Origin of the sequence: Fretibacter rubidus, assembly GCF_041429785.1 — a bacterium.
GTDB lineage: Bacteria > Pseudomonadota > Alphaproteobacteria > Caulobacterales > Maricaulaceae > Fretibacter > Fretibacter rubidus.
The window spans coordinates 2835898-2858646 of the sequence record NZ_CP163423.1 but is presented as its reverse complement, the minus strand read 5'-3'; the positions used below and the strand labels follow the sequence as shown (position 1 = coordinate 2858646).

The window sequence follows — 22749 nt, the reverse complement described above, 5'->3', positions numbered from 1 at the left end:
TAGGGACCTATCCTAGTCCTGCCTAATTTTATCCGCTTACGGCTATGTCAATGCGCGCGTCATAAAAAGACTCTGGTCAGTTTCCTCATACTCGCCAAAGGCTGCGCAATATTTAAACCCTTGGGTCTCGTAAAGACGCACCGCTGCGGCGTAGTCCGGCGTCGGGTGTGTTTCCAAATAAAGCTGCTTAAACCCCTGATCACGGGCAAACTCAATTACGGCATCCATCAATTTGGCCGCGACACCCTTGCGCAGGTGGTTGGGATGTGTGCGCATAGATTTAATTTCACCCGCTATCGAGTTCAGAGATTTTATAGCAACGATTCCCATCAAGGTGGCCCCGTTATCACGGGCGCAAAAAACATGAATACCCGGTCGTTTGAGCGCCGAGATATTCAATGTGTGCGTCATATTTTGTTGTTTGGCTTGTCCAATGTGCAAGGCTAAGAGCTTCTGAATATCATTAGCATCAAGATTGGCGTGCGAGATAATAATAGACATATTAAGAGCCTTTTGCGGCGGTAATGCGCTAGCTTAACCCGCAGCATAAGTCTTTCACAAGCTCAGTTAGGGCTCCATTGCCTTGTTCACCGTCTTTTACCATTGAAACTCGCGTGTTTTTTCGCTAACTCCCCCACAACTTATCTTTTGGGGCGTCGCCCCGTTATTACTCTTTGAGGATTATCATGGCAAAAGCTCCTGCACCAACCGTCACGCCTGCTGTTTCTGGCAATGTAATGTTTTACAAAAAACCTATCCCGCTGAACAAAGACAGCCACGCAAAATTTGGCGTGAAGCAAGTGGACAAGCCATTTGAATTTATGGCGGACCAGCACTTTTTGCCAATCACGGCGCCTGAATTTGGGGCGGCGGCTGCGTCTTTCCCAATTATCTTTGCTGGCAATGAGCGCACACCGCTCGCCGTTATGGGTATCCGCACAGGGGAGAACTTATTCGTCAAAGACGGTAAATATGAACAGGATTATTATATGCCGGCTTTTGCGCGTCGTTATCCGTTCGTTTTGGCGGGCGACAAAGAAAATGACCGTTTTGTGGTTTGTGTTGACGAAGAAGCAGAATGCGTGACGAATAAAGGCGCGACACAAATGTTTTTTGACAATGGCGACACAACAGCCTTCACCAAAGAAGCTTTCGAGTTTTTGCAAAATTTTGAGCGTGACCGTCAGGCCACTGATTTGGTTGTTGAAGCGTTTAAAAAGCATGACCTTTTCGAGCAAAAAGAAATGCATTTCCAAGGCCAGAACGCAGACGGCACGCCTGCTGAGCGTCAGAAAATTGCTGATTATTTCGCTGTCACTGAAGAGCGTTTGAAAACGCTAGACGCTGCGACAACGAAAGAGTTTATGGAAAACGGCTATATGGCTGTGGCTCACGCCCATATGGTATCGCTCGGCAATTGGCAGCGTTTGGTCAATATGACTCTGCGCAACGCACCCGCTGCGGCGTAAAGCTCATCAAATACAGAAAAACCCGGCTCACAGTCGGGTTTTTTTATGCCCTATTAAAATTCAGACCGATTTTGATATTGGGTAATGCGTCTGAATCCGCTAGGACGACGTAACTTTATTTCTCGGGGGAGGGCTCTATGGCCGATCTTTTAACTGTCGAAGCGTTATTCACGCTATTCATGCTGATATTATTGCAAGCCGTCTTGGGCTTTGACAATCTGCTATATATTGCGATTGAAAGTAACAAAGTTGGCAATCCCAAAGATGCGAAAAAAGTGCGTCAATGGGGTATCGCCATTGCGGTCGTTTTTCGCATTGTTCTGCTGTTTATTATCGTCTCAGTCTTCAGCCTGCTCGCGGAACCCTTATTTGGCATTCACCTGAAGAATTTTATCGAAGGTGATTTTACCATGCAGGCACTGGTCACTTTGTTGGGCGGTGGGTTTATTATCTATACAGCGGTCAAAGAAATTCATCACTTGTTGGCGGTAGATCATATTGAACATTCCGAGGGCTCAGCGCGCCGTTCCGTGGCCAAGGCGATTGCGTTGATTGTTTTGATGAACCTTGTATTCTCTGTCGACTCTATCTTGTCTGCTATGGCCATTGCGTCTGTGGATGTCGCCAATGTGGTTGATAGCTCTGGTGCCGTGCTCGCGACATTTGAAGGCACGATTACACAGTGTAAGGCCGACCTAATTGCTAATCCTGTTGCGGGGGCTGTGGGCTGTGTTGTTGAAAAAACTTACCAAGTGCCGCTTATGGTCATTGCGATTGTGCTCTCTGGTCTTGCGATGATTTTCATGGCTGATGCGGTGACTGAATTTTTGAAAAAGAACCGCATGTATGAAGTGCTCGGTCTTTTTATCTTGTTCCTTGTTGGTGTTTTGCTTGTGACCGAAGGCGCGCATTTGGCGCATCTAAAGCTGTTTAACTTCCCAATTGACGCGATGAGCAAGTCAAGTTTCTACCTCGTTGTGGGTGTGCTTATCATTACGGATATTTTGTCCAACCGTTATCAAAAACGCCTTTGGGCGCAGAAGGAAGCCGAAATCCTCGGCGCAAATTCTGCTCAGGCTGGCTTGGACGCGGTTGATAAAATCATGAATAAAAATAAACACTAAAAACAGGCCTTCCTATGACTGATTTAAAAGTGAGCCCTGATCTAAAAGTAAGTATTGAGCGCGCATGGGACGCGCGCGCGTCACTATCCCCCGACACACGCGGCGAATTTCGCGATGCGGTCGAGACAGCCATTATGGGGCTGGATAGCGGTGAAATGCGGGTTGCCACACGCGGCGGTGACGGGATGTGGTCGGCGCATGAATGGCTGAAAAAGGCTGTACTTTTGGGCTTTCGCCTCAATGGGAACGGCCTGATGACAGGTGGCCCCAACGGCGGTGCGTGGTGGGATAAAGTCCCGTCAAAATTTGAAGGCTGGACCGAACGCGAATTTATGAAAGCGGGCTTTCGCGCGGTTCCCGGGGCAGGGGTTCGCCGCGGGGCTTACGTCGCGCCGGATGCTGTGCTGATGCCGTCCTATGTCAATATTGGCGCTTATGTCGATAGCGGCACAATGGTCGATACGTGGACAACGGTTGGCTCCTGCGCGCAGATTGGCAAGAACTGTCACTTATCCGGCGGTGTTGGGATTGGCGGTGTATTGGAACCCCTGCAAGCCACCCCAGTGATTATCGAAGATAATTGCTTCATTGGCGCGCGATCAGAAGTCGCAGAGGGCGTCATTGTCCGCGAAGGCTCTGTCCTAGCGATGGGTGTGTTTTTATCGCAATCGACCAAGATTTATAACCGCGCCACGGGCGAGCATAGCTACGGCGAAGTACCTGCCTATTCCGTCGTCGTGCCAGGCAGCATGCCGTCAAAAGACGGCACCCATAGCCTCGCCTGCGCCGTGATTGTCAAAACGGTCGATGCCAAAACGCGGTCTAAAACGGGTGTGAATGAATTGCTGCGCGATTAGATGCGGGGGCGCTAACCCTCTTGTGGTGTTGGCAAAATAACCAATTCATGCAGATCGACACTGCGTGGCTGGCCAAGCGCAAATAACACAGAGCGTGCCACATCGTTTGGTCGTAAGGCGTCTGGCTTTTCGTCATCAAAAAACGGTGTGTCGACCATACCGGGTTCAATGACTGTGACCCGGCATCCTGTGCCTTCTAATTCGCCGCGCAGATTATAGCCAATGGCATTCGCGGCATGTTTTGACGCACTATACATCGACCCGGCAAGCGAACGACGTCCGGCGATTGACCCCGTAATTACCACATGGCCTTTGGATTTTTTAATCGCGGGCAATGTTGCCTGCAAAGTGTAAGCCAAGCCTAATATATTGACATTGACGATGGTCTGCCAGCTTTCAATCGGGGCTTCGGAAAACCCGCCTGGTTTGCCGCCTGTCCCTGCATTGGCAAAGACAGCGTCTATCCCGCCAAAATGGTTTACCGTGGCGGCTACTGCCGCCTGAAGCGTGTCCATCTTTGTGACATCACAGGCAAAGCTTTTGGCGTTTGCGCCTAGCTCTTTGGCGAGTTTTTCAATCTTGTCTTCGCTGCGCGCGAGTAGGGCGACTTGCCACCCTGCATCTACGCATTGCCGCGCTGTGGCCTCGCCAATGCCTGATGATGCGCCTGTGATCAATATTGTCTTTTGTGTGTCTGTCATAATATGCCTTTCTGTTAATTGAGTAACGAAAGGCAGGACAAATTTGTTCCGTCGGATTAGTCTTTCCCGCCAAACACACGCTTTGGCGTCCCATTGGCGGGCAAGTCCAAATTCACATCTGGGTAGCGGCAGTGATCCACTTCGGGGCGGCGGCTGCCAACGGCGATAAAGGTGACGTCCGCCTCTGTACGGTTTATCATGTGATGGGCGTTGCCGTCGCCTGCGGGGTGGCAGGTTGTGTCGCCGGGGCTTAATTGAGTCTCGCCGTCATCGTCGATAAAGGTCGGATGCCCCGTCAGGATGTAAACAAATTCATCTTCCGCGCTGTGGTGATGGCGTTGGCTGGACCAACAGCCGGGCGGTAACGTCACCAAATGCGCGCCAAATTGGGTCAGCCTGCCAGCGTCTGATAAGCGCAAACTATGTTTTGTTAGGCACGGCGCGTCAAAAGGCGCCGGATAGGTCGTGCCCGATTTAACGGACACAGAAGAACGATGAATGATGGGCATATTGCAGCTTTCTCTCACGATTGACTTGCCAAAGCCCATCTTCCCCGCTTTAACGCAATCATGCAAGCTTTGACCCCCACAGATACCTCGCAAATTGACCCTGTTGATTTCGCTGCCGCCCTGATCCGCCGCCCTAGCATCACGCCGATTGACGCGGGCGCGCTTGATACCTTGCAATCCGCGCTAGAGGATTTGGGCTTTGTCTGCACGCGCTACCCATTCGGCGAGGGCGAAGACCGCGTCGATAATTTATATGCGCGGCTGGGCACATCTGCGCCAAACTTTTGCTTTGCAGGTCATACCGATGTTGTGCCAACGGGGGAGCCGTCAAAATGGGCGCATGCCCCCTTTGCGGGCACGGTGAAAGATGGGCAATTACACGGACGCGGCGCGGCGGATATGAAAGGCGCGATTGCGGCTTTTGTCGGCGCGTTATCAGAATTGCTCGGTCGTGGTTGGACACCCAATGGTTCGGTCAGTTTCCTGATTACAGGCGACGAAGAAGGCCCAGCGATTAACGGCACGGAAAAACTGCTAAAGGCGATAACTGAGGCGGGCGAAGTGATTGACCACTGTCTTGTGGGTGAACCCACAAATCCTGACGCCATAGGTGATATGATTAAAAACGGGCGGCGTGGGTCGCTGAATGCCAAAATTGCTGTCCATGGCCGCCAAGGCCATGTTGCCTATCCGCACCGCGCGCTTAACCCCGTGCCTGTCTTGATGGATTTACTATCGCGTGTGCAAGCGCGGGAATTAGATACAGGGCATGAGTTTTTCCAGCCAAGCAATTTAGAAGTCACTACAATTGATGTCGGCAACACAGCCCATAATGTCATCGCGGAAACGGCCCGCGCACAATTTAATATTCGCTTTAATACCCACCATCGCGGCGATGACTTAATCGCGTGGATTAAAAGCGTTATTGCTGATGTCCAAGACGGTTTTGACGGGACGATAGAGGCTAATTTGCGTTGCACAGGCGAAGCGTTCCTCACAGAGCCTTGCGGCTTTACCACCATCATTCAAAACGCGGTCGAGGCGGTGACAGGACGCCGCCCGGCGCTATCGACATCAGGCGGCACATCGGATGCGCGTTATATCACCCATTACGCGCCGGTCTGTGAGTTTGGCCTTGTGGGGGCGACCATGCACCAAGTCGATGAACGGGTGGATGTCGCGGATATCACGACGCTGACCAAAATTTACAGTCATATTTTGCAGGATTATTTTTCGTGAATTTGGCCGCCTATTTATCAGGCACGGTTGATGTGCTGCGCGGTGGGGATGATTGGACGCGCCGTTTTGATTTAACGCGACGCGGGTTCAAACAAAGCTTTGTTGCACTAATCCTCTCTGTACCTGCGCTCTTTACCGCGGCCTTAGGTATCGCCAGTCAGCGCGCCGTATTATTGGGCACAGATCCTGCCGCCATTCCAGTTGCAGCCTTTGGTATCATCGCGGGACTTTATTTGCTTAGTTTTAGTGCGACGGCCTATATGATTACGATGTTTTTTGACCGCCAAGACCGCTTTCGCCCTTGGGTGATTACGCGGCATTGGGCGGTGTTTTTCATGTCACTCTTGGTGGCCGTTGGATTTGGGACCTATCTGCTGGGATGGTTACCCTTTGCAGCGGCCAATGCGGTCGCCTTTGTGGTATTTATGGGGGTTCTTGCCGTGGATATTATGCTGGCGATAAGGGTGGCCAATTTCCGTTGGGGCGGCGCGGTTTACGCAGCCTGCGCGATTGCGGCCATGGGGCTGTGTGTCTTATTATTTGGGACGGCGCAATTCAGTGGCTAAGCCTTATGTCTTGCTGGATGACCAAATAACGGGCGATGTGCGGCGCTTTTCTGACCCTGTTGATATCATCACTATTTATGATCCTGCCGACATATCAAGCGCTTTCGCAACGCTGCAAGATTACCGTGAGAGCGGATACTATCTGGCGGGCTATGTGTCTTATGAATTGGGTTACGCGCTAGAGCCAAAACTCGCGCCCTTAATGCCAAGCGACCGTGACGGGCCGCTTCTTCAATATGGCGTCTTTCACGCGCCAGAGCGGGCGGTGCCAGAGGCTTTCACATCACCCGTCTCCGCGCCCTCAATTGCTTTGACGCCAGACTGGACGCAGGATGATTATCTGTCGCGTTATAACCGCGTGATGGATTACATAGGGGCGGGCGATGTTTATCAAATTAATTTAACCTTCCCAATGCGCGGCCATTACGGCGGTGATCCGCTGGCGCTTTACGCGGCCTTGCGCGCACGCCAACCCGTGCATTACGGCGGTGTTATCGCACTGGGCGAGGGGCCAGATATTGTGTCGCTCTCACCAGAACTGTTTTTCAAAACAGCGTCTGACCAGATAACGATGCAACCGATGAAGGGCACATTAAAGCGTAATGCAGATCCAGCCGCAGATATGGCGGCGCGTGACGCCATGGCGATGGACGAGAAATCACGGGCCGAGAACCTGATGATTGTCGATCTGCTCCGTAATGATCTGTCGCGCATTGCCACGCGCGGCTCTGTCAGAGTGCCCGCTTTATTTAGTTTGGAAAGCTACCCGACGCTGCATCAAATGACCTCGACCGTGACGGCGCAATTGCGGGATGATGTTGATTTTCAAACGCTCTTTCAAAGTCTATTTCCTTGTGGTTCTGTCACGGGGGCGCCGAAAATCCGGGCGATGGAAATTATCAGGGAGTTAGAAGATAGCCCGCGCGGGGCCTATTGCGGCGCGATGGGCTATATCGATCCGCCGAATGCGGGCGGGGACAGCTGTTTTAATGTCGGCATTCGGACGCTGACGTTGTTGGACGGGACGCTGCGGTATAATGTGGGTAGCGGCGTTGTGCTGGATAGTGTCGGACCAGATGAATACAGCGAATGCCTGTTGAAGGCCAAGGTGATGGGCGACCCTGCGCCCGATCTGATTGAGACATTTGCGCAAAACCCAGATGGCACGCGGCCCCTTTGGGCACGTCATAAAGCCCGCCTGTTGGAAAGCGCACAGGCCTTGGGATATCCCTGTGATATAGCCGCGATAGAAGACGCTTTGCCAGCCTCCAGCGGCACGATATTACGCCTGCGTATAGCCTTAAAACCGACAGGCAATTTTGATATTAGGTCTGAGACCCTCATTGACCTCTCTGAACCTTTGCGTCTGTCGATATCCAAAAATCCGCTTACCAATGACGCGCAGGAAACACGGTTTAAAGTCAGTGCACGGGATTTTTACGATGGTGAGCGCGCCCGCATCAAGGCCCTCACCGGTGCTGATGAAGTCCTGTTTATCAATGATGCCGGCCAGATATGCGAGGGGTCGTTCACGAGCCTGTTTATACGCGACGGCGACCATTTGGATACGCCAGATTTAGAGTGCGGCTTGCTGCCTGGTGTTTTGCGCGAAAGCCTAATCGACAGCGGCGAAGCGGTGGAGAGCATTATCTATCCCAAAGACTTAATTGGCAGCGTCATCTATGTCGGCAATAGCCTTCGCGGATTGATGCGGGCGACATTAATAAGCCCCATTCCCGTATAGAACTGCGCGCCTCAATCGGCTATGCTCTTACGTCACCGGAGGGTCCTATGAGCGCATTGTTATTTAGTTATGAGGTGGATGCCAAAGGGCACGCATCCCCGCTATCAAACACAGATATAAATTATCACCCGCCAAAGGGGCACTATGTCTGGCTTCATTTTGATGCCCTTCATGCCGATACACGGACATGGCTGACCGCTGATGTTGATGTGGATAACGTGGCCACACGCACATTATTGGCTGATGATAGTCGCCCGCGCACAATTGTGCATGATGATGCTATTTTGATGAACCTTCGCGGTGTTAATCTCAATCCTGGCGCTGCGCCTGAAGATATGGTCGGCATACGATTTTTTATTCAAGAGGACCGCGTTATTTCTGTTGAGCGTCGTCCCCTGCGCGCGACACGCGATATGGCCGAGCGACTTCAGCGGCATAATGCGCCTGTTACGACGGGTACATTTTTAGCCAATTTTGCCTTAATGCTAACCGAACGCATGAACCCGACAATCATTGAAATCAATGAACAGGTCGACGCGCTGGAAGAACAAATTGATGATCCTAAAAACTGGCTTGATGTTTCGAAGCTTTCAGAGCTCCGCCGCGAGTCAATTTTACTACGCCGCTATATGGCCCCGCAACGTGACGCGTTAAATTCTCTGACGCTGCAAAATGTTGACTTTATTACTGACGATGACCGCCTGCGTGTGCGCGAAGCCGCCGATCAAGCGACGCGTGTGAATGAAGAGTTGGACGCTGTGCGTGAACGCTGCGCCATCGTCAAAGACCAATTGACCGATCAACGGGCCGAACAAATGAACCGTAATATGATGTTACTTTCTGTGGTGGCGGCCATCTTCCTGCCGCTGGGTTTGATATCGGGCATGATGGGGATTAATGTGGGCGGCATGCCGTGGGTCGAAAACGGAAATGGGTTTTGGTATGTCACGGCGATCGTTGTTGTCATCGGCCTTATCCAGCTATTGATATTCCGATTGTTGAAATGGCTGTAGCGCTCTATAGTCATACCAACTTAAAAGTATATTTTCGGTGGAGAGACCTATGGCCAAGACGTTAAGCACGCTGCAATATTTAGACAAAGCTTTGGGGGGATTGCGCGAATTGGGCTTGTTAAAAGGCGAGAGCGACCCCGTTCCGATTATCACGCTGCTTAACCAGATTAGTGACCTTGACCCCGACAAAGTCGCCGCCATTGCACGGACCTTGGATCAGGCAAGCTATTTTAACGAAGTCGTGCGCGAACAAGTCAGCGGCATTAAAGTCGCAGAACGTTATGAGGGTATCACCACCGCGTTCAATTCCATTCGTGATGACAGCAAAATGTTGGTCGATCAATATGCCGATGGTCGCATTAACACGATGGAACGGATGTCCAATATTTGGATGAAGATGACACGCGGCTCTATTGCGTCACGTTTTGGCAAGATCAAAGACCTTTATCTGGATGTCGCCGAGGAAACAAAAAACCAAATTGAACGCGAACAATTAATTCTTGAAGCCTATATGGATTTTCGCGGTGCGATGAAAAATTCCGAAGTGCTGTCTTTTGATGTTTTGAAAAAAGCGACCAAGCAACTGGAAACAGCCAAGAACAAAGTCGGCGCAGCTGTTGATGCCGTGGAAGGTTTTAGTGGTGACGACCAAGGGGCCCGGGCCAAGTTGGAACTGAAACGCGACGAAGCCTTGCGGGCCTTGCAAAATGCGGATAAGCGTTACCAAGTCGCCAAAGATTTATCGGATAATCTGACCGTGGGTTACAATACATCCGAAGTGGTTATGTCGCGCCTTGTGCAAATGCGTAACGCCAAAGAACGTGTCTATGCGCAGTCCATTTCTTTCTTTGGCACCAATGAAGTTGTGCTGACCGCCCTGTCTGCGACCCTAACGGGGATGCACGGATTACACGAAAGCACGCAGACATTAAATGCTATGAAAAAAGGTATTGAAGATAGCCTAGAGGTTTTGGCGGAGGTGGGCGACAGCGTGCAGGAAGCCGCGATTAAAGCGGGTTATGGCCCGACTGTCTCTGCCGCAGCGGTCAAGAAATTACTCGATGCTGTCGTGGCCTATCAAGAACGCTCTCAAGACATCATCGCGGAAATGCGCGTTATGGCAACGGATAATTCAACCGAAATTCGCGAAATTGTCGAGGACGGCAAGCGCCGCCTTGCCCGCCTTGCGGAAACAGGGGCTGCGTCAACCTTGGGCTTGATCTAGGTCTTTCGGAACGGATGCTGTGACCGACGTCTTTGAAAAACCACATCATCTTGATGATGTTATGCTGGCCATGGATGTGGTGGATACAATCCGCCATGATAGGGCGCTGGTTGCGCGTGATATGGCCAGCGTGGAACGGCGCGAAGACTTGATTGATCGTCTGCGCGGGATTTACAAAGCCCAAGGCATAGAGGTCCCCGATAGCGTGTTAATGGACGGCGTTATGGCGCTGGAAAATGAGCGCTTTGCCTATCATCCACCCAAGCCAGGATTGTCTACAAAACTTGCGGGTCTTTATATCCGCCGCCGTAAGTGGTTGCCGCTCTTTTATACTCTGGCTTTTATTTTGGGGTCTGTTACTGCGGTCAATTACGTTGGTTTTGTTAGGCCAGCACAACTCAATGCGTCCAAGACAGAGCAGCTCTTAACGCAAGATCTGCCTGCTCAACTCTCTGCGGCCTATAACACAGCCAAAGACTTGGCCGCGACTGATGGTTTGAAAACGCGAGCCGATGACCTCTTCGCGCTGGGGCAAACGGCACTATCAGACCGCGACGTCGGGCGGGCGGAAACGGCGGTAGAGGCTTTGGAAAACTTTGCCCGCACGTTGAACCAAAGTTATACCATGCGGATAGTCTCGCGCTATAACGAGGCCAGCGGCGTTTATTTGGATAGCCGCGATGATGCGGCCGTGCAAAATTTCTATTTGATTGTTGAGGCCATTGACGCGGCGGGTAATGTTTTGTCCGTGGATGTGGAAGACGAAGATTATCAACGTGTCGAACGCGTGACAAAATTTGGTGTGCGCGTGCCGCAATCTGTTTTCAACCGTGTGGCGGCAGATAAGAAAGATGACCAGATTATCCAAGACGATATCTTGGGCGTTAAACAACGCGGGCTGGATTTACCTGAACTGACGATATCTGGGGCAGAAAATTTCGCCACGGGTTTCATCACAGAATGGTAGGCGGATATGGCAAGCGGACTTAAGACCTTACACCAAATTGACGCCGCGCTTCGCCAAGCGCGCGGCGCAGTGTCGGAAGCTAGCGATTTATCGCGCCGCGCGTCAGAGGCCTTGGCCAAAACCCGCGCGCGTGAGGCCGAGAGCTTTGCCCAAATCGCGCAAGACCGTCTTGACCTGATTAAAGACGGCGGCGGCGGAGAGTTGGGCTATATTGACCGTCAATTAGAAAAATATCTGGACGCGCATAAAATCGAAGAAGCCGACGCGCTGGCTGCGGTGACAGAAGCAGAGACATCGCTGCGCGCGATTGAAGACGCCCGCCGCAAACAAGAAAAGCGCGTGACCAAAGCCATTGATGATTACGATAAAGCCGCAGCAACGTCAGAAGCCGCTTTGTTAAAAGACCCGGCCTATCAAGCGCAAATTGATAAAGTTGAGGCCGCCGAGGCAACAGTCGTTCGCGCCGAAGAGAAGCTCGCGCTTGCCCGTGAAGATGAGGTCGCGAAAGGCAAGCCTTATCGGGAGGATGCGTTCTTTAGCTATTTGCAAAAACGCGGCTACGGCACAAAACATCATAAAGGGTGGGTCCTGACAAAGGCGCTGGATAGTTGGGTAGCCCGTATTGCAAATTACCGTGACGCGGCCGAAAATTATCGGCGGCTAACCGATATTCCCAAACGGCTCGCCTCTCATGTCGATTATTTGCATGACCAGATAGAGATCGAACAAAAGGGCTTGCAAGCCATTGAGGCGCAACGCCTAGAGACGGACGGCGTAAATGCCATGAAGAAAGCTTCGCTTGACGCCCAAGCGGAATTAGAGAGTATAGACGCGGACATAACAAAAGCCGAAAGCGGGCTTGAAAAGACGTCAGCGCATTTGGCCGCGATTAGCGCAGGCGAAACAGGGGCGATGGCCGAGGCGATGACGGCGCTAACTAATCACCTGCAAGGCTTAAAACGTCGTGATTTATCCCGATTGGCCGCGCAAACGCAGACCCGCGATGATGACCGCGCCATAGAAGCGCTCCGTAATATGGCCGAGGCGTCAGAGGATTTATCCGACGACAAAGCCGAAGCTGATAAGCTTTTGAAAAAATATCAACGTACACAAAAAGAGCTTGAGGCTGTTCGGGCGCGGTTTAAATCCCGCCGCTACGATGCACCGTCGTCAACGTTCAAAAATGATGATTTGATTATGCGGGTTCTGGGGCAACTCTTGGTCGGGGCCATATCAGGGAATGATTTATGGCGCACATTGGAACGCGCGCAACGCACGATTAAACGCTACTCGGATACTGATTTTGGCGGCATTGATTGGACCGAAGGCTTGCGCCTGCCGCGTAATACAGGTGGTTTTGGGGGACGGTCTGGTGGCAGTTCGGGTGGATGGGGCGGGGGCCGTTCGCGTCGCCGCACATCGCGTACCTCATTGCCGCGCATGCCCAGACGGTCTTTGCCGCGCATCCCTTCAGGCGGCGGTTTTGGTGGGGGTCGATCGGGCGGTTTTAAAATTGGCGGCGGGCGTTCCGGCGGAGGGTTTAAAACAGGTGGCGGCTTTTAGAGCGGGCGTATTATCAACGTCCTTATTATCAGCGCCCTTAATATCAGCGCCCTTAATATCAGCGTCCTTCCTAATAAAAAGCCGCCCCATCAGGAGCGGCTTTGTCTTTAGGTGTAATAGAGCAATCTTACGTCTTTTGCTCTGGATAGGTAATACTGCTCGATAGGTTTTGGAGAACCTCTCGTGCATTAAAGGCTGTGTCACTGCTGGGTTTCAGGCCTTTGCCAAGTTTGATTTCCGCTGTGGCGCGGTATTTTGTAATCTCGCGTACATCGTAATCGTCAAAGAACGGATCATAGCCAAATCGTCCAAATCCGCCAAAGCCGCGGCGTGGTCCGTAAAATGCGGAAAAGCGGTGCGCGCGGCTCCAACCGTAACGCGGGCGATAAAAATTATAATTAAAGAACGGATCATAGCGCCCAAAGCTGTGGAACCCACGACCGTACCCCGCACCAAAACCTGCGCCGGGGGACACGCGAACGCGTGTTTTTTCTTCTGTGTCACGCTCCACGAGAGAGAAATAATCAAAGCCGCGTTCAACGGCCACTTCGGCGGCGCGGTATAAAAGGTAATTCTCTACCGTTTCGCGGTCGGTCAATGAGTTGCCGCCAAAGGTCACGCGCGCGCGGTCATTTTCGATCATCGTTTGTGAAAAGCCATCAAAAGCCCCAGGGGCCGATGCGGGCTGATACGGTGTTGCTGTCGCGCAAGCCGTTAAAATAGCAGCGGACGCGGTTATCAAAAGAAAACGCATAGTTTTCATATCAAGGCTCCTTTAAAGCGCAAAATGGTTGCAGGCCACCCCGTCCCTTGGGCTCATGCCTCTATTATATAGCGCAAATACCCCGAATTTTCAATGCAACTAACTGTGATTGCTTATCACATTGATGTGCGGCTTTTGCCCGCAGAGCGGATGCTAGCTAACGGCCAGAGTAATAAAACGCAGGTGATAAGCAGGGCGATTGCCCCGTAAACTAGGGGCATAGCACTATAAAATATCAAGATAATCGACAGTGCGAGCCACGGCAGAAGCAGCAATAAGGCTAGCCAATAACGCCCGCGTGATCTGTCCCCGCGCAATTCTTTTCGCGTCCAATAAGTAATAATCGTCGTCGGAAGATAGCCCATCGCGCCGACCCCAAAACAAAGGGCCGCAGAGGACAGTAATGTCAAAATCCCCGTATCAGTCATGGCAAAACCGACAAGGAAATAAACAGATAAGCCAAATGTACCCAGTGCCGTTAGAAGCGCGACCGTAAAGATAAAACGCAAAAACCCGCGCGACAAAACGGTATTTGGGGGACGCCCACCATTTTTGCTATTGCCCGCCTTGGCAGGCTGTCTTGGGATAATCGGTTCCATAAGCTGTGATAGCGCGGCGGTCTTGATTGGCCAATCTAAAAATAAATGTAAAATGGACTTTACATTTTATCTGAGCCTGTTATGTAAAGCTCACTTTACAAAATAGGAGACGTAAATGACACAGGTAAAAAAGACAGGCGGCAATGACGCCGTATCGGGATTGGGCTCTATGCGCGCCTATACCCTTGAATTTGGCGGGGCGATGGTGGCCTATGTCGGCGTATTAATGGGGGTGATTGCGACGCGGCCCCATACGGGTACGGAATGGGTTGAGGTTCTTCCGGCTATTCCGCTTTTGCTCGGGTTTTGGGCCATCATTCGCCAATATCGCCGTATGGATGAATTTTATAAACGTATCCATGCGCAGGCTTTTGCCTTGGGCGCGATGATACTCGGCTTGATTGTGACCATTTGGGGCTTTGCCGAAAATGCAGGTGTGCCAGCCTTGCCAACCATCTGGGTCGGACCAGCGCTTATCGCGCTATGGGGGCTGTGCCTACCGATCGTGATACGGCGTTACTAAGATGGAAAATTCCGTCAAAGATTTACGCAAAGAACAGGGCTGGTCGCAACAGGATTTAGCCGAAAGGCTCGGCGTATCGCGCCAATCCATCATCTCGATAGAACGCGGCCGGTTCGACCCGTCATTGGAGCTTGGCATAAAAATCGCCCGCGCTTTTGGGGCCCCCGTGGAGAGCGTGTTCACGATTGATGATGCGTAAACCCTCAAAAATTTAAATTTAAAAGAGACAGTTATGAAACATTTATATTTAACAGCCCTTTTGGGGTTGCTGGTTGCCTGTGCGCCAAATGCAGCCAAGGAGACGCCTGCAAGTCCATCTCAAACACTAGATATCACGACGGAGGTAACAACATCACAGGCTGATGTGTTGACCATCACGCGACACGGTAATCCCGATGGGCAGACGCTTGTGTTTATCCCTGGCCTCGCGTCAAGTGCGTCAGTTTGGGAGGACACAGTCGCGGCCTTTATCGACAATGATATTCGCCTGGTGCAAGTCGGGGGGTTCGCAGGCGCAGCGGCGTTTGAACCAGAAGGGTCATATTCTGATACGATAACCCGCGCTTTGCTCGACCACTTAAATGCTAACCCTGGGAACGATACAATTCTGGTCGGTCATTCTATGGGCGGTTTTGTCAGCTTAAAAGCGGCGATAGAGGCGCAAGACAAATTAGACAGTATAGTCATTGTCGATAGCCTCCCCTATCTCGCGGGACTTTTCATGCCGGGCGCAAGCCCAGAGCAGGCCAAAGCCTCAGGCCCGATGATGGCTAAGCAAATGGTCGCTATGCCCCGCGCGCTTTTTGACGCCCAACAAGCAAGGGGCCTTGCGCAAATGACAAAAACACAAAGTGCCATTCCGCAATTAACAGCCTGGGGCGAGGCGTCTGACCAAGCCACAGTTGCCACCATTATGGGTGAATTAATGGCGAGCGATTTGCGCCCTATTTTAGCGGCGCTGCAACGGCCCGTTCACGTCATCATGGCTTATGACACGGCCATGCCAGTGACAGAGGCGCAATTAACGAGCCTTTATACCGACCAATATGCGGCAGCAGGTGACGTCACCTTGCACACAATCAAAGACAGCTTTCATTTCGTGCAATGGGATCAGGCGGATGCGTTTCAGGCAACGCTGCGAACTATTCTGGAGTAGGCTATAATAAAGAATGTTGAAGCATGGGGCGCGTGTGATACCGTGCCTCATGCCTCTCTTTACCCATTACATCGCTGTGGACTGGTCTGCGGCCAATGCGCCGACAATGGGCAAAGACAGTATTTGGGCCGCAGAATCTGGACACGCTCCGTCCAATATCCCGACACGCTTTGAGGCCATGCAGACCTTGCGCGCGCGTATCAGCCAAGCCATCGCCCATGATGAACGGCTGCTCATCGGATTTGATTTCGCTTTTGGCTACCCAGCCGGCATTAGTCAGGCGATATGCGGCGATAATCATTGGCGCAGCCTTTGGGCTTATCTGGCGCAACATGTGACAAACGGGCCACAGAATATAAACAACCGTTTTGAGGTTGCAGGTAAAATGAACCGGGCGATAGGCTTGTCTGAGGGACCGTTTTGGGGGCACCCTTGGCAACATAGCTATGACAACCTTGGCCCAAAACGACCTGTGGATTTACCGCCGTCTACTGCGCAGCACCGCATCGTCGAAACAAGGACCAAAGGCGCAAAGTCTATTTTCCAATTGGCCTATAACGGTGCCGTCGGCAGCCAGTCGATACTCGGCATGGCGGCGCTGCACGGCTTGATATCTGATCCCGACATCGGCAGCCATATCGCCGTCTGGCCGTTTGAGACCAAGCTATCAGGTGATTTCTCAAAGTCGGTGACACTGGTCGAAATATATCCCAGCTCCCACGTGGTCGATACAGACGCGCACGACATCCTTGATGCCGCTCAAGTTATTTCTGTCGCTCGTGATTTTGCCAATTGGGATAAAACAGGCGCGCTTTTGGACAAACTATCGGCCTTTGGTTTGTCGGATATGGAGCGGGATATTGTCACTCGCACAGAAGGCTGGATTTTGGGGCAGTAAACGAACTGACTATCCTGTCTACCACTACGAAAAAGCCCGCCGCCGGATGACCGGGGCGGGCTTTGTTTGGTTTATTACCTTCGTCTAATGCGCCAAGACAGCAATCAGAAGAAGCGCGATGATGTTGGTAATTTTAATCATCGGGTTGACGGCGGGGCCGGCTGTATCCTTATAGGGATCGCCGACGGTGTCGCCTGTAACAGACGCTTTATGGGCTTCTGAGCCCTTGCCGCCGTGATTGCCGTCTTCGATATATTTTTTGGCATTATCCCATGCGCCGCCACCAGCGGTCATGGAAAGCGCCACAAACAGACCTGTCACGATAACACCCAGCAGCATCGCACCCAGCGCAGAGAGCGCCGCCGCATTGCCCGCAACTTTGTCACCTGTCACCGCAGTTGCGATGAACTGAATAACAAAGAACAAAACAATCGGGGCGAGGATTGGCAGAAGTGACGGTTTGATCATTTCCTTAATCGCCGCACCCGTCAAAAGGTCAACTGCCCGCGCGTAATCTGGACGTGATGTCCCTGCCATGATACCCGGGTCAGCTTTGAACTGACGACGGACTTCCTCAACAATCGCGCCAGCCGCACGGCCAACAGATTGCATCGCCCAAGCCCCGAAAAGGTAAGGCAGAAGGCCACCAATAAACAGACCGACAATCACGTAAGGATCCGTCAAGCTGAACGTCAGCGTACCCAGGCCGTCAAAGAATGTTCCGGGCTCAGCTTTCGCTGCGAAATATTCAATGTCTTTGTAAAAGGCGGCAAAGAGCACAAGCGCGCCAAGACCAGCAGAGCCAATGGCGTAACCTTTAGTCACGGCTTTGGTGGTGTTACCCACAGCGTCAAGCATATCGGTTGTGTTACGGACTTCGGAAGGAAGCTCTGCCATTTCGGCAATGCCGCCTGCGTTATCTGTTACAGGGCCGAACGCATCAAGCGCAACAATCATACCTGCCACACCAAGCATGGCTGTGACGGCAATGGCAATGCCGTAAAGGCCGCCAAGGCTATAGGTTGCGATAATACCAAAGACGATAATCAGAACCGGAATGGCGGTCGCCTCCATAGAGACCGCGAGGCCTTGGATGACATTTGTACCGTGACCTGATTCAGAGGCTTCCGCGACAGAGCGTACTGGGCGGAACTTTGTGCCCGTGTAATATTCTGTGATCATCACGATAAGGCCTGTAATAATCAGACCCACGACGCCGCAAAGGAACAAATCCATACCAGAGAACGGCGTGCCCGCAATCTCGCCCATACCGAGTAGATATGACGTTACCCCGTAAATGGCGGCAATCGATAGAATACCTGTGACGATCAACCCTTTATATAAAGCACCCATCACATTGTCAGACCCTTTGGAGAGGCGAACGAAATATGTGCCAATAATTGATGTCACGATACAGGCTGCACCAATCGCCATGGGATAAAGCGCAAGCTGCCCAACACCAGAGAAGATAATGGAGCCAAGCACCATAGTCGCGGCAATTGTCACGACATAAGTCTCGAACAAATCGGCCGCCATACCGGCGCAGTCACCCACATTATCACCAACGTTATCGGCAATCGTTGCGGGGTTGCGGGGGTCGTCTTCGGGAATGCCGGCTTCGACTTTGCCGACCAAATCACCACCAACGTCAGCCCCTTTGGTAAAGATACCGCCGCCAAGACGCGCAAAGACAGAAATCAGTGACGCACCCAGTGAGAGCGAGACAAGACCGTCAATCACGCCGCGCTCATTCGCGCCCATAGGACCCGTCAATACGTAGTAATAAACAGCGAGGCCAAGCAGGGCGAGACCCGCCACAAGCATACCCGTAATCGCGCCGGCTTTAAACGCAATGTTCAAGCCCGCGCCGAGTGACTGGCGAGAGGCTTCTGTTGTGCGGACATTGGCCTGCACAGAAACCAGCATACCGACATAGCCTGCAATACCCGACAAAACCGCGCCGAGCACAAAGCCAACGGGCGCGATTGCGTTGCGGAAAAACAAGAACAAAAGCACGGTGACAAACACACCGACAATCGCAATCGTTTTATATTGTTTGTTTAAATAAGCTTTCGCGCCTTCTTGAATGGCGCCAGCAATTTCATTCATACGCTCATTGCCGGTGCTGGCCTTCATCAGGCTAGCACGGGTAATGACCCCGTAAACGACGGCAATAATGCCCGCCGCAATAATTAACATAAGTGTCGTGTCCATAACACTCCCCATATTTAAAAGGCGGCGCGAATGCACCTGACCTCTGTTGTTATGAAGTTGGCCGCGCCGGAGGTGACCGATTGGCCAGTGGCACGCTTCCCCTCGCGTTAAGTGAAGTTGGCCGTGTGGGTGGGCTTTGCCCTGTCCCTAACACGCTTCCCCTCGCGGTTAATGCGTGCAAACTGCCAAAATATCGCAGTCGGGGCAAGGGGTGATTTTTAAGGGGGTGATTTGGCCATGCTTGCAATTTAATCGTGTCCCGCTACAACGCATCATGCGATTTATAAAAGCCAATTTTCCTGCCGATAAAGCCGACGCGGTGATAGCCATTGTCGAACGCGCGAACCCTGTGGATTGGTCCGTGGATAGTGGTTACGGCCGGTTTGAAAAGGCCATTGAGATTGTTGTCGAAACTGGGCGCGGCCAAGGTCTTGTCGATGATTTGCAAAGCTTGCTGTCTGGTTCGCCCGATTGGCGGGTCGTTGTTCTGCCCGTCGAGGCCACATTGCCCCGCCCCGAAGCGCCAGAACCCACAGACGAAAAAGTCAGCACGACATCTTTGCGTGAGGAATTATACGCCAAGGTCGACCGCGACTGCACGCTGAATTCCGATTTTATTCTGCTGACTGTTTTGTCCTCCATCGTGGCGGCGATTGGCCTTAATGGGGACAGTGTCGCCATTGTCATTGCGGCGATGGTGATTGCCCCGCTGCTAGGTCCAATCTTGGCCTTCGCTTTGGCGACAGCGCTGGGGGATATGTCACTCATGCGTAAGGCTTCAAAAACGGCGGTCACAGGATTAGTCGTCGGTTTTGTGTTCGCGCTCGCTTTAACGTTGATTGTCCCTGTGAATATGGAAAGCTTAGAGCTGACATCGCGGGCCGTTATCGGCCCTGAAATAGTGGTGCTTGCGCTCGCATCAGGGGCTGCGGCGGCGCTGTCATTATCCACGGGGATTTCGTCGGCTTTGGTTGGGGTGATGGTGGCCGTGGCCTTATTGCCGCCCTCTGTCGCTTCGGCGTTGTTTTTGGGGGCTGGAGATTATGACCGCGCGCAGGGGGCGGCGTTACTGTTGGGGCTAAATGTTGTCTGCGCAATTTTATCGGCGCAACTGGTTTTTGCCTATAAAGGTTTGCGTCCGCGCCGCTGGACAAGTCAGCAAAAAGCAGGGCGCGCGCAACGGCTCAATATTATTGTCTGGTGCGTGTTATTATTACTACTTGTTGCGCTGGCTTACCGTTTGAATATTCGCCTCACATAAAGTGTCGGGCCTTAGCCCTTTTTCACAAAGGCGCTGATGATGACGATGCGCTGACCATTGACCCGGCCTTCGATATGCTCTGGATTATCGGTCAACGAAATACCACGCACAACTGTGCCGCGCTTGGCGGTAAAGCCCGCGCCTTTGACGGGTAAATCCTTAATCAGCGTGACATTGTCACCCGCCGCTAAAAATGTCCCATTTGAATCCAAAGTTGGATTGGCATTGGGCACAGGATAAGCAAAGCTGTCGGCCCAGCTTTGTGTATCAGGATCAAGATACAGCATATCGAGTGCGTCTTGGGCAAAGGCTTCTGATGGCAAGGCTTTGAAAATACGGTAAGCGGTGACTTGTGCGCCCTCGACCTCTGACCACATTGTTACCGTCAGGCATTGCCAATGAGCGGCGTTAGCGGCGGGCATATCCAACGCTGCGTGGCAGTTTTCACAAAGCTTTAAGGTGATAGGGGCAGGTGTTTCCGGGACGCTATAATCTTGCGTAGCAACCGCAGTTTCGCAAAGGGGGCAGGGGGCGGACATCGATAGCTCCTAGGGTAGCACATGATCAAAAATGTGCCTTAAGGGATTGTCAGGATTAGGCCAAGATAATTCCTAGAAAAGCGTGACGCACGTCACAGCGTCAGAATATAAACTGAGTTAGTTATAAGGTGCGCAACGGTTTCTTCCAGCCGCTGCGTTCTGATACCCCTTCAGAGACTGCCCGGGCCAGGAGCATGGCCCGGGCATTTTTATTATGGGTCACCCAAGAGCGCGCGCATCGCATCCAGATAATTTATCCATGCCGCGCGGCCCCCATTGGTCAAATGCACTAATGTTTGCGGGCGTTTGCCTTTATAGCCCTTGTCTTGGCGGATATAGCCTGCCGCTTCCAGCTTGGTAAGATGGGTCGATAGATTGCCGTTACTTGTCCCTGTCTTGTCGAGCAGTTCGGGAAAGCTCGCGGGGTTCACCGCTGATAGATAGGCCATAATGCCAAGCCGTAATCGTCCGTGAATAACATCATCAATCGCATCAATAGGGATATCGTGGTCGGCCCCTGTATTCTCTGCGTTTTCTTTATGCGGCATGGCGGCGCTCATTGTTCATTTCGATAATGCCGGGAATGACCTGTGTGCAAAGCACGCCGAAAGCTGCGATGAAATAGACGCTAATCGTGGTGACATTCATCATACAGATGACCATAAAAATACCCGATATAAGCGCCCCAATTTTTAAATAGCGTTGCCCCGTTATTTTAGCGAGCGTTGCGAAATTCATGCACCCCAGCGCAAAGGCAAGCACCATTATCGTTGCATATGTAAAGATTGGTAAGCCTTGCGTTGCGGTCACATAAACTGTTGCAATGGCGTAGCTGAATATAATCACACCCATAGAAATGCCCATCGCACCGCTAACCTTATTAAGGGTGGAGCCTGCGCCCGCTTTGCGACCAACGCGCCGCCCTAATATGCCGTTGAGTATCCCACCGATTAATCCGTAAGCCGCCCAAACAAGGCCAATGTTTTCCAGCGGAATAGGCGTTTTACCCATCATGGTCAGACCATGAAAAATAAGGGTTGGGATAATTAATACGCCCCACATCAATCCTATAGAGCCGCCCAAAAGCGGGCCATGCGCGCCGTCCTTTGCAATGGCACTGGCATAATTAAGGTCAGCGATAAGATCTGATTTCGTCATTTTTGTCTCCATATAGGGCCCGTTGGGGAACCGCAGAAAAATAATTGTCATTTTTTAACTAAAATTAGTTTGCAATACAAACTTAATTGTGTCAAGTTTGAAATACAAACTAATTTATGAAAGGAGACGATTATGTTTGTTAAGTCAAAACTCAAGCCAAAACGGTCTATCGGTAAAGGAGGGCTATTGGCCTTGCTCGCCGCTTTATCTTTAAACGCAGGCGTGCCAGCCTTCGCGTCCAGCGGTCACTCTAATGACGGTACCATCCCCGTCAGCATTACGATTGAGAATGTGCGGGCAGGGGATGTGCCGCTTTACATATCCGTGCAAAAACGCGGACAGTATCAAGGCATTAAAGGGCATGGTGTTGTGCTAAAATCCACGACATCAGGCACAATGCGGGCCATGGTTAATGTGGACGTCGTTGATGATTACGCCGTATCCCTTTGGCATGATCTGGATAATGACGGTGTCTTTTCCATGAACGAGCGTTATCAACCCGAGGATGGTTGGGGCGCATCAGGCACAGTCCCTACTGACCGAGCGCCAAAATTTGACGATGTCAAAGTCACGGTTCCTATGGCCGGAAAAGACGTCACAGTGTCGATGATCTATCCCAACTAAGGTCATCTTTATAAACTAGGCTTTGCCGTTCTTTTGA

At 51.8% G+C, this 22749-nt stretch carries 25 protein-coding genes; 16 read left to right on the top strand and 9 right to left on the bottom strand.

Features of this window, described 5'->3' with window-relative positions:
• Positions 1-42 precede the first annotated feature (42 nt).
• Positions 43-501 carry a GNAT family N-acetyltransferase gene (locus tag AB6B37_RS13235; RefSeq protein WP_371396292.1) on the bottom strand — a complete coding sequence of 153 codons (459 nt, stop codon included), beginning with the start codon at positions 499-501 and terminating at the stop codon, positions 43-45.
• Between the two features lie 185 nt (positions 502-686).
• Between AB6B37_RS13235 and AB6B37_RS13230 the strand changes: the two genes are divergently transcribed.
• The 3 genes from AB6B37_RS13230 (at position 687) to dapD (ending at position 3450) form a co-directional block, all read left to right on the top strand.
• Positions 687-1469: a SapC family protein gene (locus tag AB6B37_RS13230; RefSeq protein ID WP_371396291.1), complete on the top strand. Its 783-nt coding sequence runs from the start codon at positions 687-689 to the stop codon at positions 1467-1469.
• Positions 1470-1606: 137 nt separating this feature from the next.
• On the top strand, positions 1607-2593 hold the full coding sequence (locus AB6B37_RS13225; RefSeq protein WP_371396290.1) for a TerC family protein: 987 nt from the start codon (positions 1607-1609) through the stop codon (positions 2591-2593).
• 14 nt (positions 2594-2607) lie between these two features.
• Positions 2608-3450 (top strand): 2,3,4,5-tetrahydropyridine-2,6-dicarboxylate N-succinyltransferase, encoded by an 843-nt coding sequence (gene dapD, locus AB6B37_RS13220; RefSeq protein WP_371396289.1) that lies wholly within the window; start codon positions 2608-2610, stop codon positions 3448-3450.
• An 11-nt stretch (positions 3451-3461) separates the two neighbouring features.
• Here the strand turns inward: dapD and AB6B37_RS13215 are convergent, their stop codons facing one another.
• Positions 3462-4151 carry an SDR family oxidoreductase gene (locus tag AB6B37_RS13215; protein WP_371396287.1) on the bottom strand — a complete coding sequence of 230 codons (690 nt, stop codon included), beginning with the start codon at positions 4149-4151 and terminating at the stop codon, positions 3462-3464.
• A 56-nt stretch (positions 4152-4207) separates the two neighbouring features.
• A complete protein-coding gene (locus AB6B37_RS13210) occupies positions 4208-4660 on the bottom strand; it encodes a cupin domain-containing protein (RefSeq protein WP_371396286.1) in 453 nt (150 codons plus the stop codon).
• A 60-nt stretch (positions 4661-4720) separates the two neighbouring features.
• Between AB6B37_RS13210 and dapE the strand changes: the two genes are divergently transcribed.
• Genes dapE through AB6B37_RS13175 form a run of 7 tightly spaced genes read left to right on the top strand, consistent with a single transcriptional unit; the run spans position 4721 to position 12977 of the window.
• The gene (gene dapE / locus AB6B37_RS13205) at positions 4721-5899 is read left to right on the top strand and encodes a succinyl-diaminopimelate desuccinylase (protein ID WP_371396285.1); all 1179 of its coding nucleotides are present in this window, start codon (positions 4721-4723) and stop codon (positions 5897-5899) included.
• Complete coding sequence (locus AB6B37_RS13200; RefSeq protein WP_371396284.1) at positions 5896-6465, top strand: hypothetical protein; 570 nt, start codon at positions 5896-5898, stop codon at positions 6463-6465. Before dapE ends, AB6B37_RS13200 begins: the two co-directional genes overlap by 4 nt.
• Positions 6428-8209 carry an aminodeoxychorismate synthase component I gene (locus AB6B37_RS13195; protein ID WP_371396283.1) on the top strand — a complete coding sequence of 594 codons (1782 nt, stop codon included), beginning with the start codon at positions 6428-6430 and terminating at the stop codon, positions 8207-8209. Before AB6B37_RS13200 ends, AB6B37_RS13195 begins: the two co-directional genes overlap by 38 nt.
• A 47-nt stretch (positions 8210-8256) precedes the next feature.
• Complete coding sequence (locus AB6B37_RS13190) at positions 8257-9222, top strand: zinc transporter ZntB (protein ID WP_371396282.1); 966 nt, start codon at positions 8257-8259, stop codon at positions 9220-9222.
• Between the two features lie 49 nt (positions 9223-9271).
• Positions 9272-10447 (top strand): cell surface protein, encoded by a 1176-nt coding sequence (locus AB6B37_RS13185; protein ID WP_371396280.1) that lies wholly within the window; start codon positions 9272-9274, stop codon positions 10445-10447.
• A 19-nt stretch (positions 10448-10466) separates the two neighbouring features.
• A complete protein-coding gene (locus tag AB6B37_RS13180; RefSeq protein ID WP_371396279.1) occupies positions 10467-11414 on the top strand; it encodes a DUF6384 family protein in 948 nt (315 codons plus the stop codon).
• A 6-nt stretch (positions 11415-11420) separates the two neighbouring features.
• On the top strand, positions 11421-12977 hold the full coding sequence (locus AB6B37_RS13175) for a hypothetical protein (RefSeq protein WP_371396278.1): 1557 nt from the start codon (positions 11421-11423) through the stop codon (positions 12975-12977).
• 127 nt (positions 12978-13104) lie between these two features.
• Here AB6B37_RS13175 and AB6B37_RS13170 read toward each other — a convergent pair whose 3' ends face one another.
• Both AB6B37_RS13170 and AB6B37_RS13165 read right to left on the bottom strand, forming a co-directional pair.
• Entirely contained in the window at positions 13105-13740 is a 636-nt protein-coding gene (locus AB6B37_RS13170; RefSeq protein ID WP_371396277.1) for a hypothetical protein, read from the bottom strand.
• A 116-nt stretch (positions 13741-13856) separates the two neighbouring features.
• Positions 13857-14339 carry a hypothetical protein gene (locus AB6B37_RS13165; RefSeq protein ID WP_371396275.1) on the bottom strand — a complete coding sequence of 161 codons (483 nt, stop codon included), beginning with the start codon at positions 14337-14339 and terminating at the stop codon, positions 13857-13859.
• Positions 14340-14454: 115 nt separating this feature from the next.
• On the opposite strand from AB6B37_RS13165, the gene AB6B37_RS13160 reads away from it, so the two are divergent.
• The 4 genes from AB6B37_RS13160 to AB6B37_RS13145 are packed head-to-tail and all read left to right on the top strand — an operon-like array spanning position 14455 to position 16916.
• A complete protein-coding gene (locus tag AB6B37_RS13160) occupies positions 14455-14862 on the top strand; it encodes a hypothetical protein (RefSeq protein ID WP_371396274.1) in 408 nt (135 codons plus the stop codon).
• Position 14863: 1 nt separating this feature from the next.
• Positions 14864-15061, top strand: a complete 198-nt coding sequence (locus tag AB6B37_RS13155; protein ID WP_371396273.1) for a helix-turn-helix transcriptional regulator — start codon at positions 14864-14866, stop codon at positions 15059-15061.
• 33 nt (positions 15062-15094) lie between these two features.
• Positions 15095-16018, top strand: coding sequence for an alpha/beta fold hydrolase (locus AB6B37_RS13150; protein WP_371396272.1), 924 nt, complete (start codon positions 15095-15097; stop codon positions 16016-16018).
• A 34-nt stretch (positions 16019-16052) separates the two neighbouring features.
• Positions 16053-16916, top strand: a complete 864-nt coding sequence (locus AB6B37_RS13145) for a hypothetical protein (protein ID WP_371396271.1) — start codon at positions 16053-16055, stop codon at positions 16914-16916.
• An 84-nt stretch (positions 16917-17000) separates the two neighbouring features.
• Here the strand turns inward: AB6B37_RS13145 and AB6B37_RS13140 are convergent, their stop codons facing one another.
• Positions 17001-19142 carry a sodium-translocating pyrophosphatase gene (locus tag AB6B37_RS13140; protein ID WP_371398461.1) on the bottom strand — a complete coding sequence of 714 codons (2142 nt, stop codon included), beginning with the start codon at positions 19140-19142 and terminating at the stop codon, positions 17001-17003.
• Positions 19143-19404: 262 nt separating this feature from the next.
• Between AB6B37_RS13140 and AB6B37_RS13135 the strand changes: the two genes are divergently transcribed.
• Positions 19405-20391, top strand: a complete 987-nt coding sequence (locus tag AB6B37_RS13135) for a TIGR00341 family protein (RefSeq protein WP_371396270.1) — start codon at positions 19405-19407, stop codon at positions 20389-20391.
• Positions 20392-20402: 11 nt separating this feature from the next.
• Here the strand turns inward: AB6B37_RS13135 and AB6B37_RS13130 are convergent, their stop codons facing one another.
• The 3 genes from AB6B37_RS13130 to AB6B37_RS13120 all read right to left on the bottom strand — a co-directional run bounded on the left by AB6B37_RS13130 (position 20403) and on the right by AB6B37_RS13120 (position 22088).
• Entirely contained in the window at positions 20403-20930 is a 528-nt protein-coding gene (locus AB6B37_RS13130; protein WP_371396269.1) for an alkylphosphonate utilization protein, read from the bottom strand.
• Positions 20931-21142: 212 nt separating this feature from the next.
• Positions 21143-21478, bottom strand: a complete 336-nt coding sequence (locus AB6B37_RS13125; protein WP_371396268.1) for a winged helix-turn-helix domain-containing protein — start codon at positions 21476-21478, stop codon at positions 21143-21145.
• Positions 21468-22088 carry a hypothetical protein gene (locus AB6B37_RS13120; RefSeq protein ID WP_371396267.1) on the bottom strand — a complete coding sequence of 207 codons (621 nt, stop codon included), beginning with the start codon at positions 22086-22088 and terminating at the stop codon, positions 21468-21470. The genes AB6B37_RS13125 and AB6B37_RS13120 overlap by 11 nt, the downstream gene beginning before the upstream one ends.
• 132 nt (positions 22089-22220) lie before the next feature.
• Here AB6B37_RS13120 and AB6B37_RS13115 point away from each other — a divergent pair, with 132 nt between their 5' ends.
• On the top strand, positions 22221-22712 hold the full coding sequence (locus tag AB6B37_RS13115; protein ID WP_371396266.1) for a DUF2141 domain-containing protein: 492 nt from the start codon (positions 22221-22223) through the stop codon (positions 22710-22712).
• The last annotated feature ends 37 nt before the right edge of the window (positions 22713-22749 follow it).

Bases quoted from the DNA above. Each gene is read 5' to 3' on its own strand.
- AB6B37_RS13235 (WP_371396292.1), bottom strand. From the start codon at position 501: ATGTCTATTATTATCTCGCACGCCAATCTTGATGCTAATGATATTCAG.
- AB6B37_RS13230 (WP_371396291.1), top strand. From the start codon at position 687: ATGGCAAAAGCTCCTGCACCAACCGTCACGCCTGCTGTTTCTGGCAAT.
- AB6B37_RS13225 (WP_371396290.1), top strand. From the start codon at position 1,607: ATGGCCGATCTTTTAACTGTCGAAGCGTTATTCACGCTATTCATGCTG.
- dapD (WP_371396289.1), top strand. From the start codon at position 2,608: ATGACTGATTTAAAAGTGAGCCCTGATCTAAAAGTAAGTATTGAGCGC.
- AB6B37_RS13215 (WP_371396287.1), bottom strand. From the start codon at position 4,151: ATGACAGACACACAAAAGACAATATTGATCACAGGCGCATCATCAGGC.
- AB6B37_RS13210 (WP_371396286.1), bottom strand. From the start codon at position 4,660: ATGCCCATCATTCATCGTTCTTCTGTGTCCGTTAAATCGGGCACGACC.
- dapE (WP_371396285.1), top strand. From the start codon at position 4,721: ATGCAAGCTTTGACCCCCACAGATACCTCGCAAATTGACCCTGTTGAT.
- AB6B37_RS13190 (WP_371396282.1), top strand. From the start codon at position 8,257: ATGAGCGCATTGTTATTTAGTTATGAGGTGGATGCCAAAGGGCACGCA.
- AB6B37_RS13185 (WP_371396280.1), top strand. From the start codon at position 9,272: ATGGCCAAGACGTTAAGCACGCTGCAATATTTAGACAAAGCTTTGGGG.
- AB6B37_RS13175 (WP_371396278.1), top strand. From the start codon at position 11,421: ATGGCAAGCGGACTTAAGACCTTACACCAAATTGACGCCGCGCTTCGC.
- AB6B37_RS13170 (WP_371396277.1), bottom strand. From the start codon at position 13,740: ATGAAAACTATGCGTTTTCTTTTGATAACCGCGTCCGCTGCTATTTTA.
- AB6B37_RS13165 (WP_371396275.1), bottom strand. From the start codon at position 14,339: ATGGAACCGATTATCCCAAGACAGCCTGCCAAGGCGGGCAATAGCAAA.
- AB6B37_RS13160 (WP_371396274.1), top strand. From the start codon at position 14,455: ATGACACAGGTAAAAAAGACAGGCGGCAATGACGCCGTATCGGGATTG.
- AB6B37_RS13155 (WP_371396273.1), top strand. From the start codon at position 14,864: ATGGAAAATTCCGTCAAAGATTTACGCAAAGAACAGGGCTGGTCGCAA.
- AB6B37_RS13150 (WP_371396272.1), top strand. From the start codon at position 15,095: ATGAAACATTTATATTTAACAGCCCTTTTGGGGTTGCTGGTTGCCTGT.
- AB6B37_RS13140 (WP_371398461.1), bottom strand. From the start codon at position 19,142: ATGGGGAGTGTTATGGACACGACACTTATGTTAATTATTGCGGCGGGC.
- AB6B37_RS13135 (WP_371396270.1), top strand. From the start codon at position 19,405: ATGCGATTTATAAAAGCCAATTTTCCTGCCGATAAAGCCGACGCGGTG.
- AB6B37_RS13130 (WP_371396269.1), bottom strand. From the start codon at position 20,930: ATGTCCGCCCCCTGCCCCCTTTGCGAAACTGCGGTTGCTACGCAAGAT.
- AB6B37_RS13125 (WP_371396268.1), bottom strand. From the start codon at position 21,478: ATGCCGCATAAAGAAAACGCAGAGAATACAGGGGCCGACCACGATATC.
- AB6B37_RS13120 (WP_371396267.1), bottom strand. From the start codon at position 22,088: ATGACGAAATCAGATCTTATCGCTGACCTTAATTATGCCAGTGCCATT.
- AB6B37_RS13115 (WP_371396266.1), top strand. From the start codon at position 22,221: ATGTTTGTTAAGTCAAAACTCAAGCCAAAACGGTCTATCGGTAAAGGA.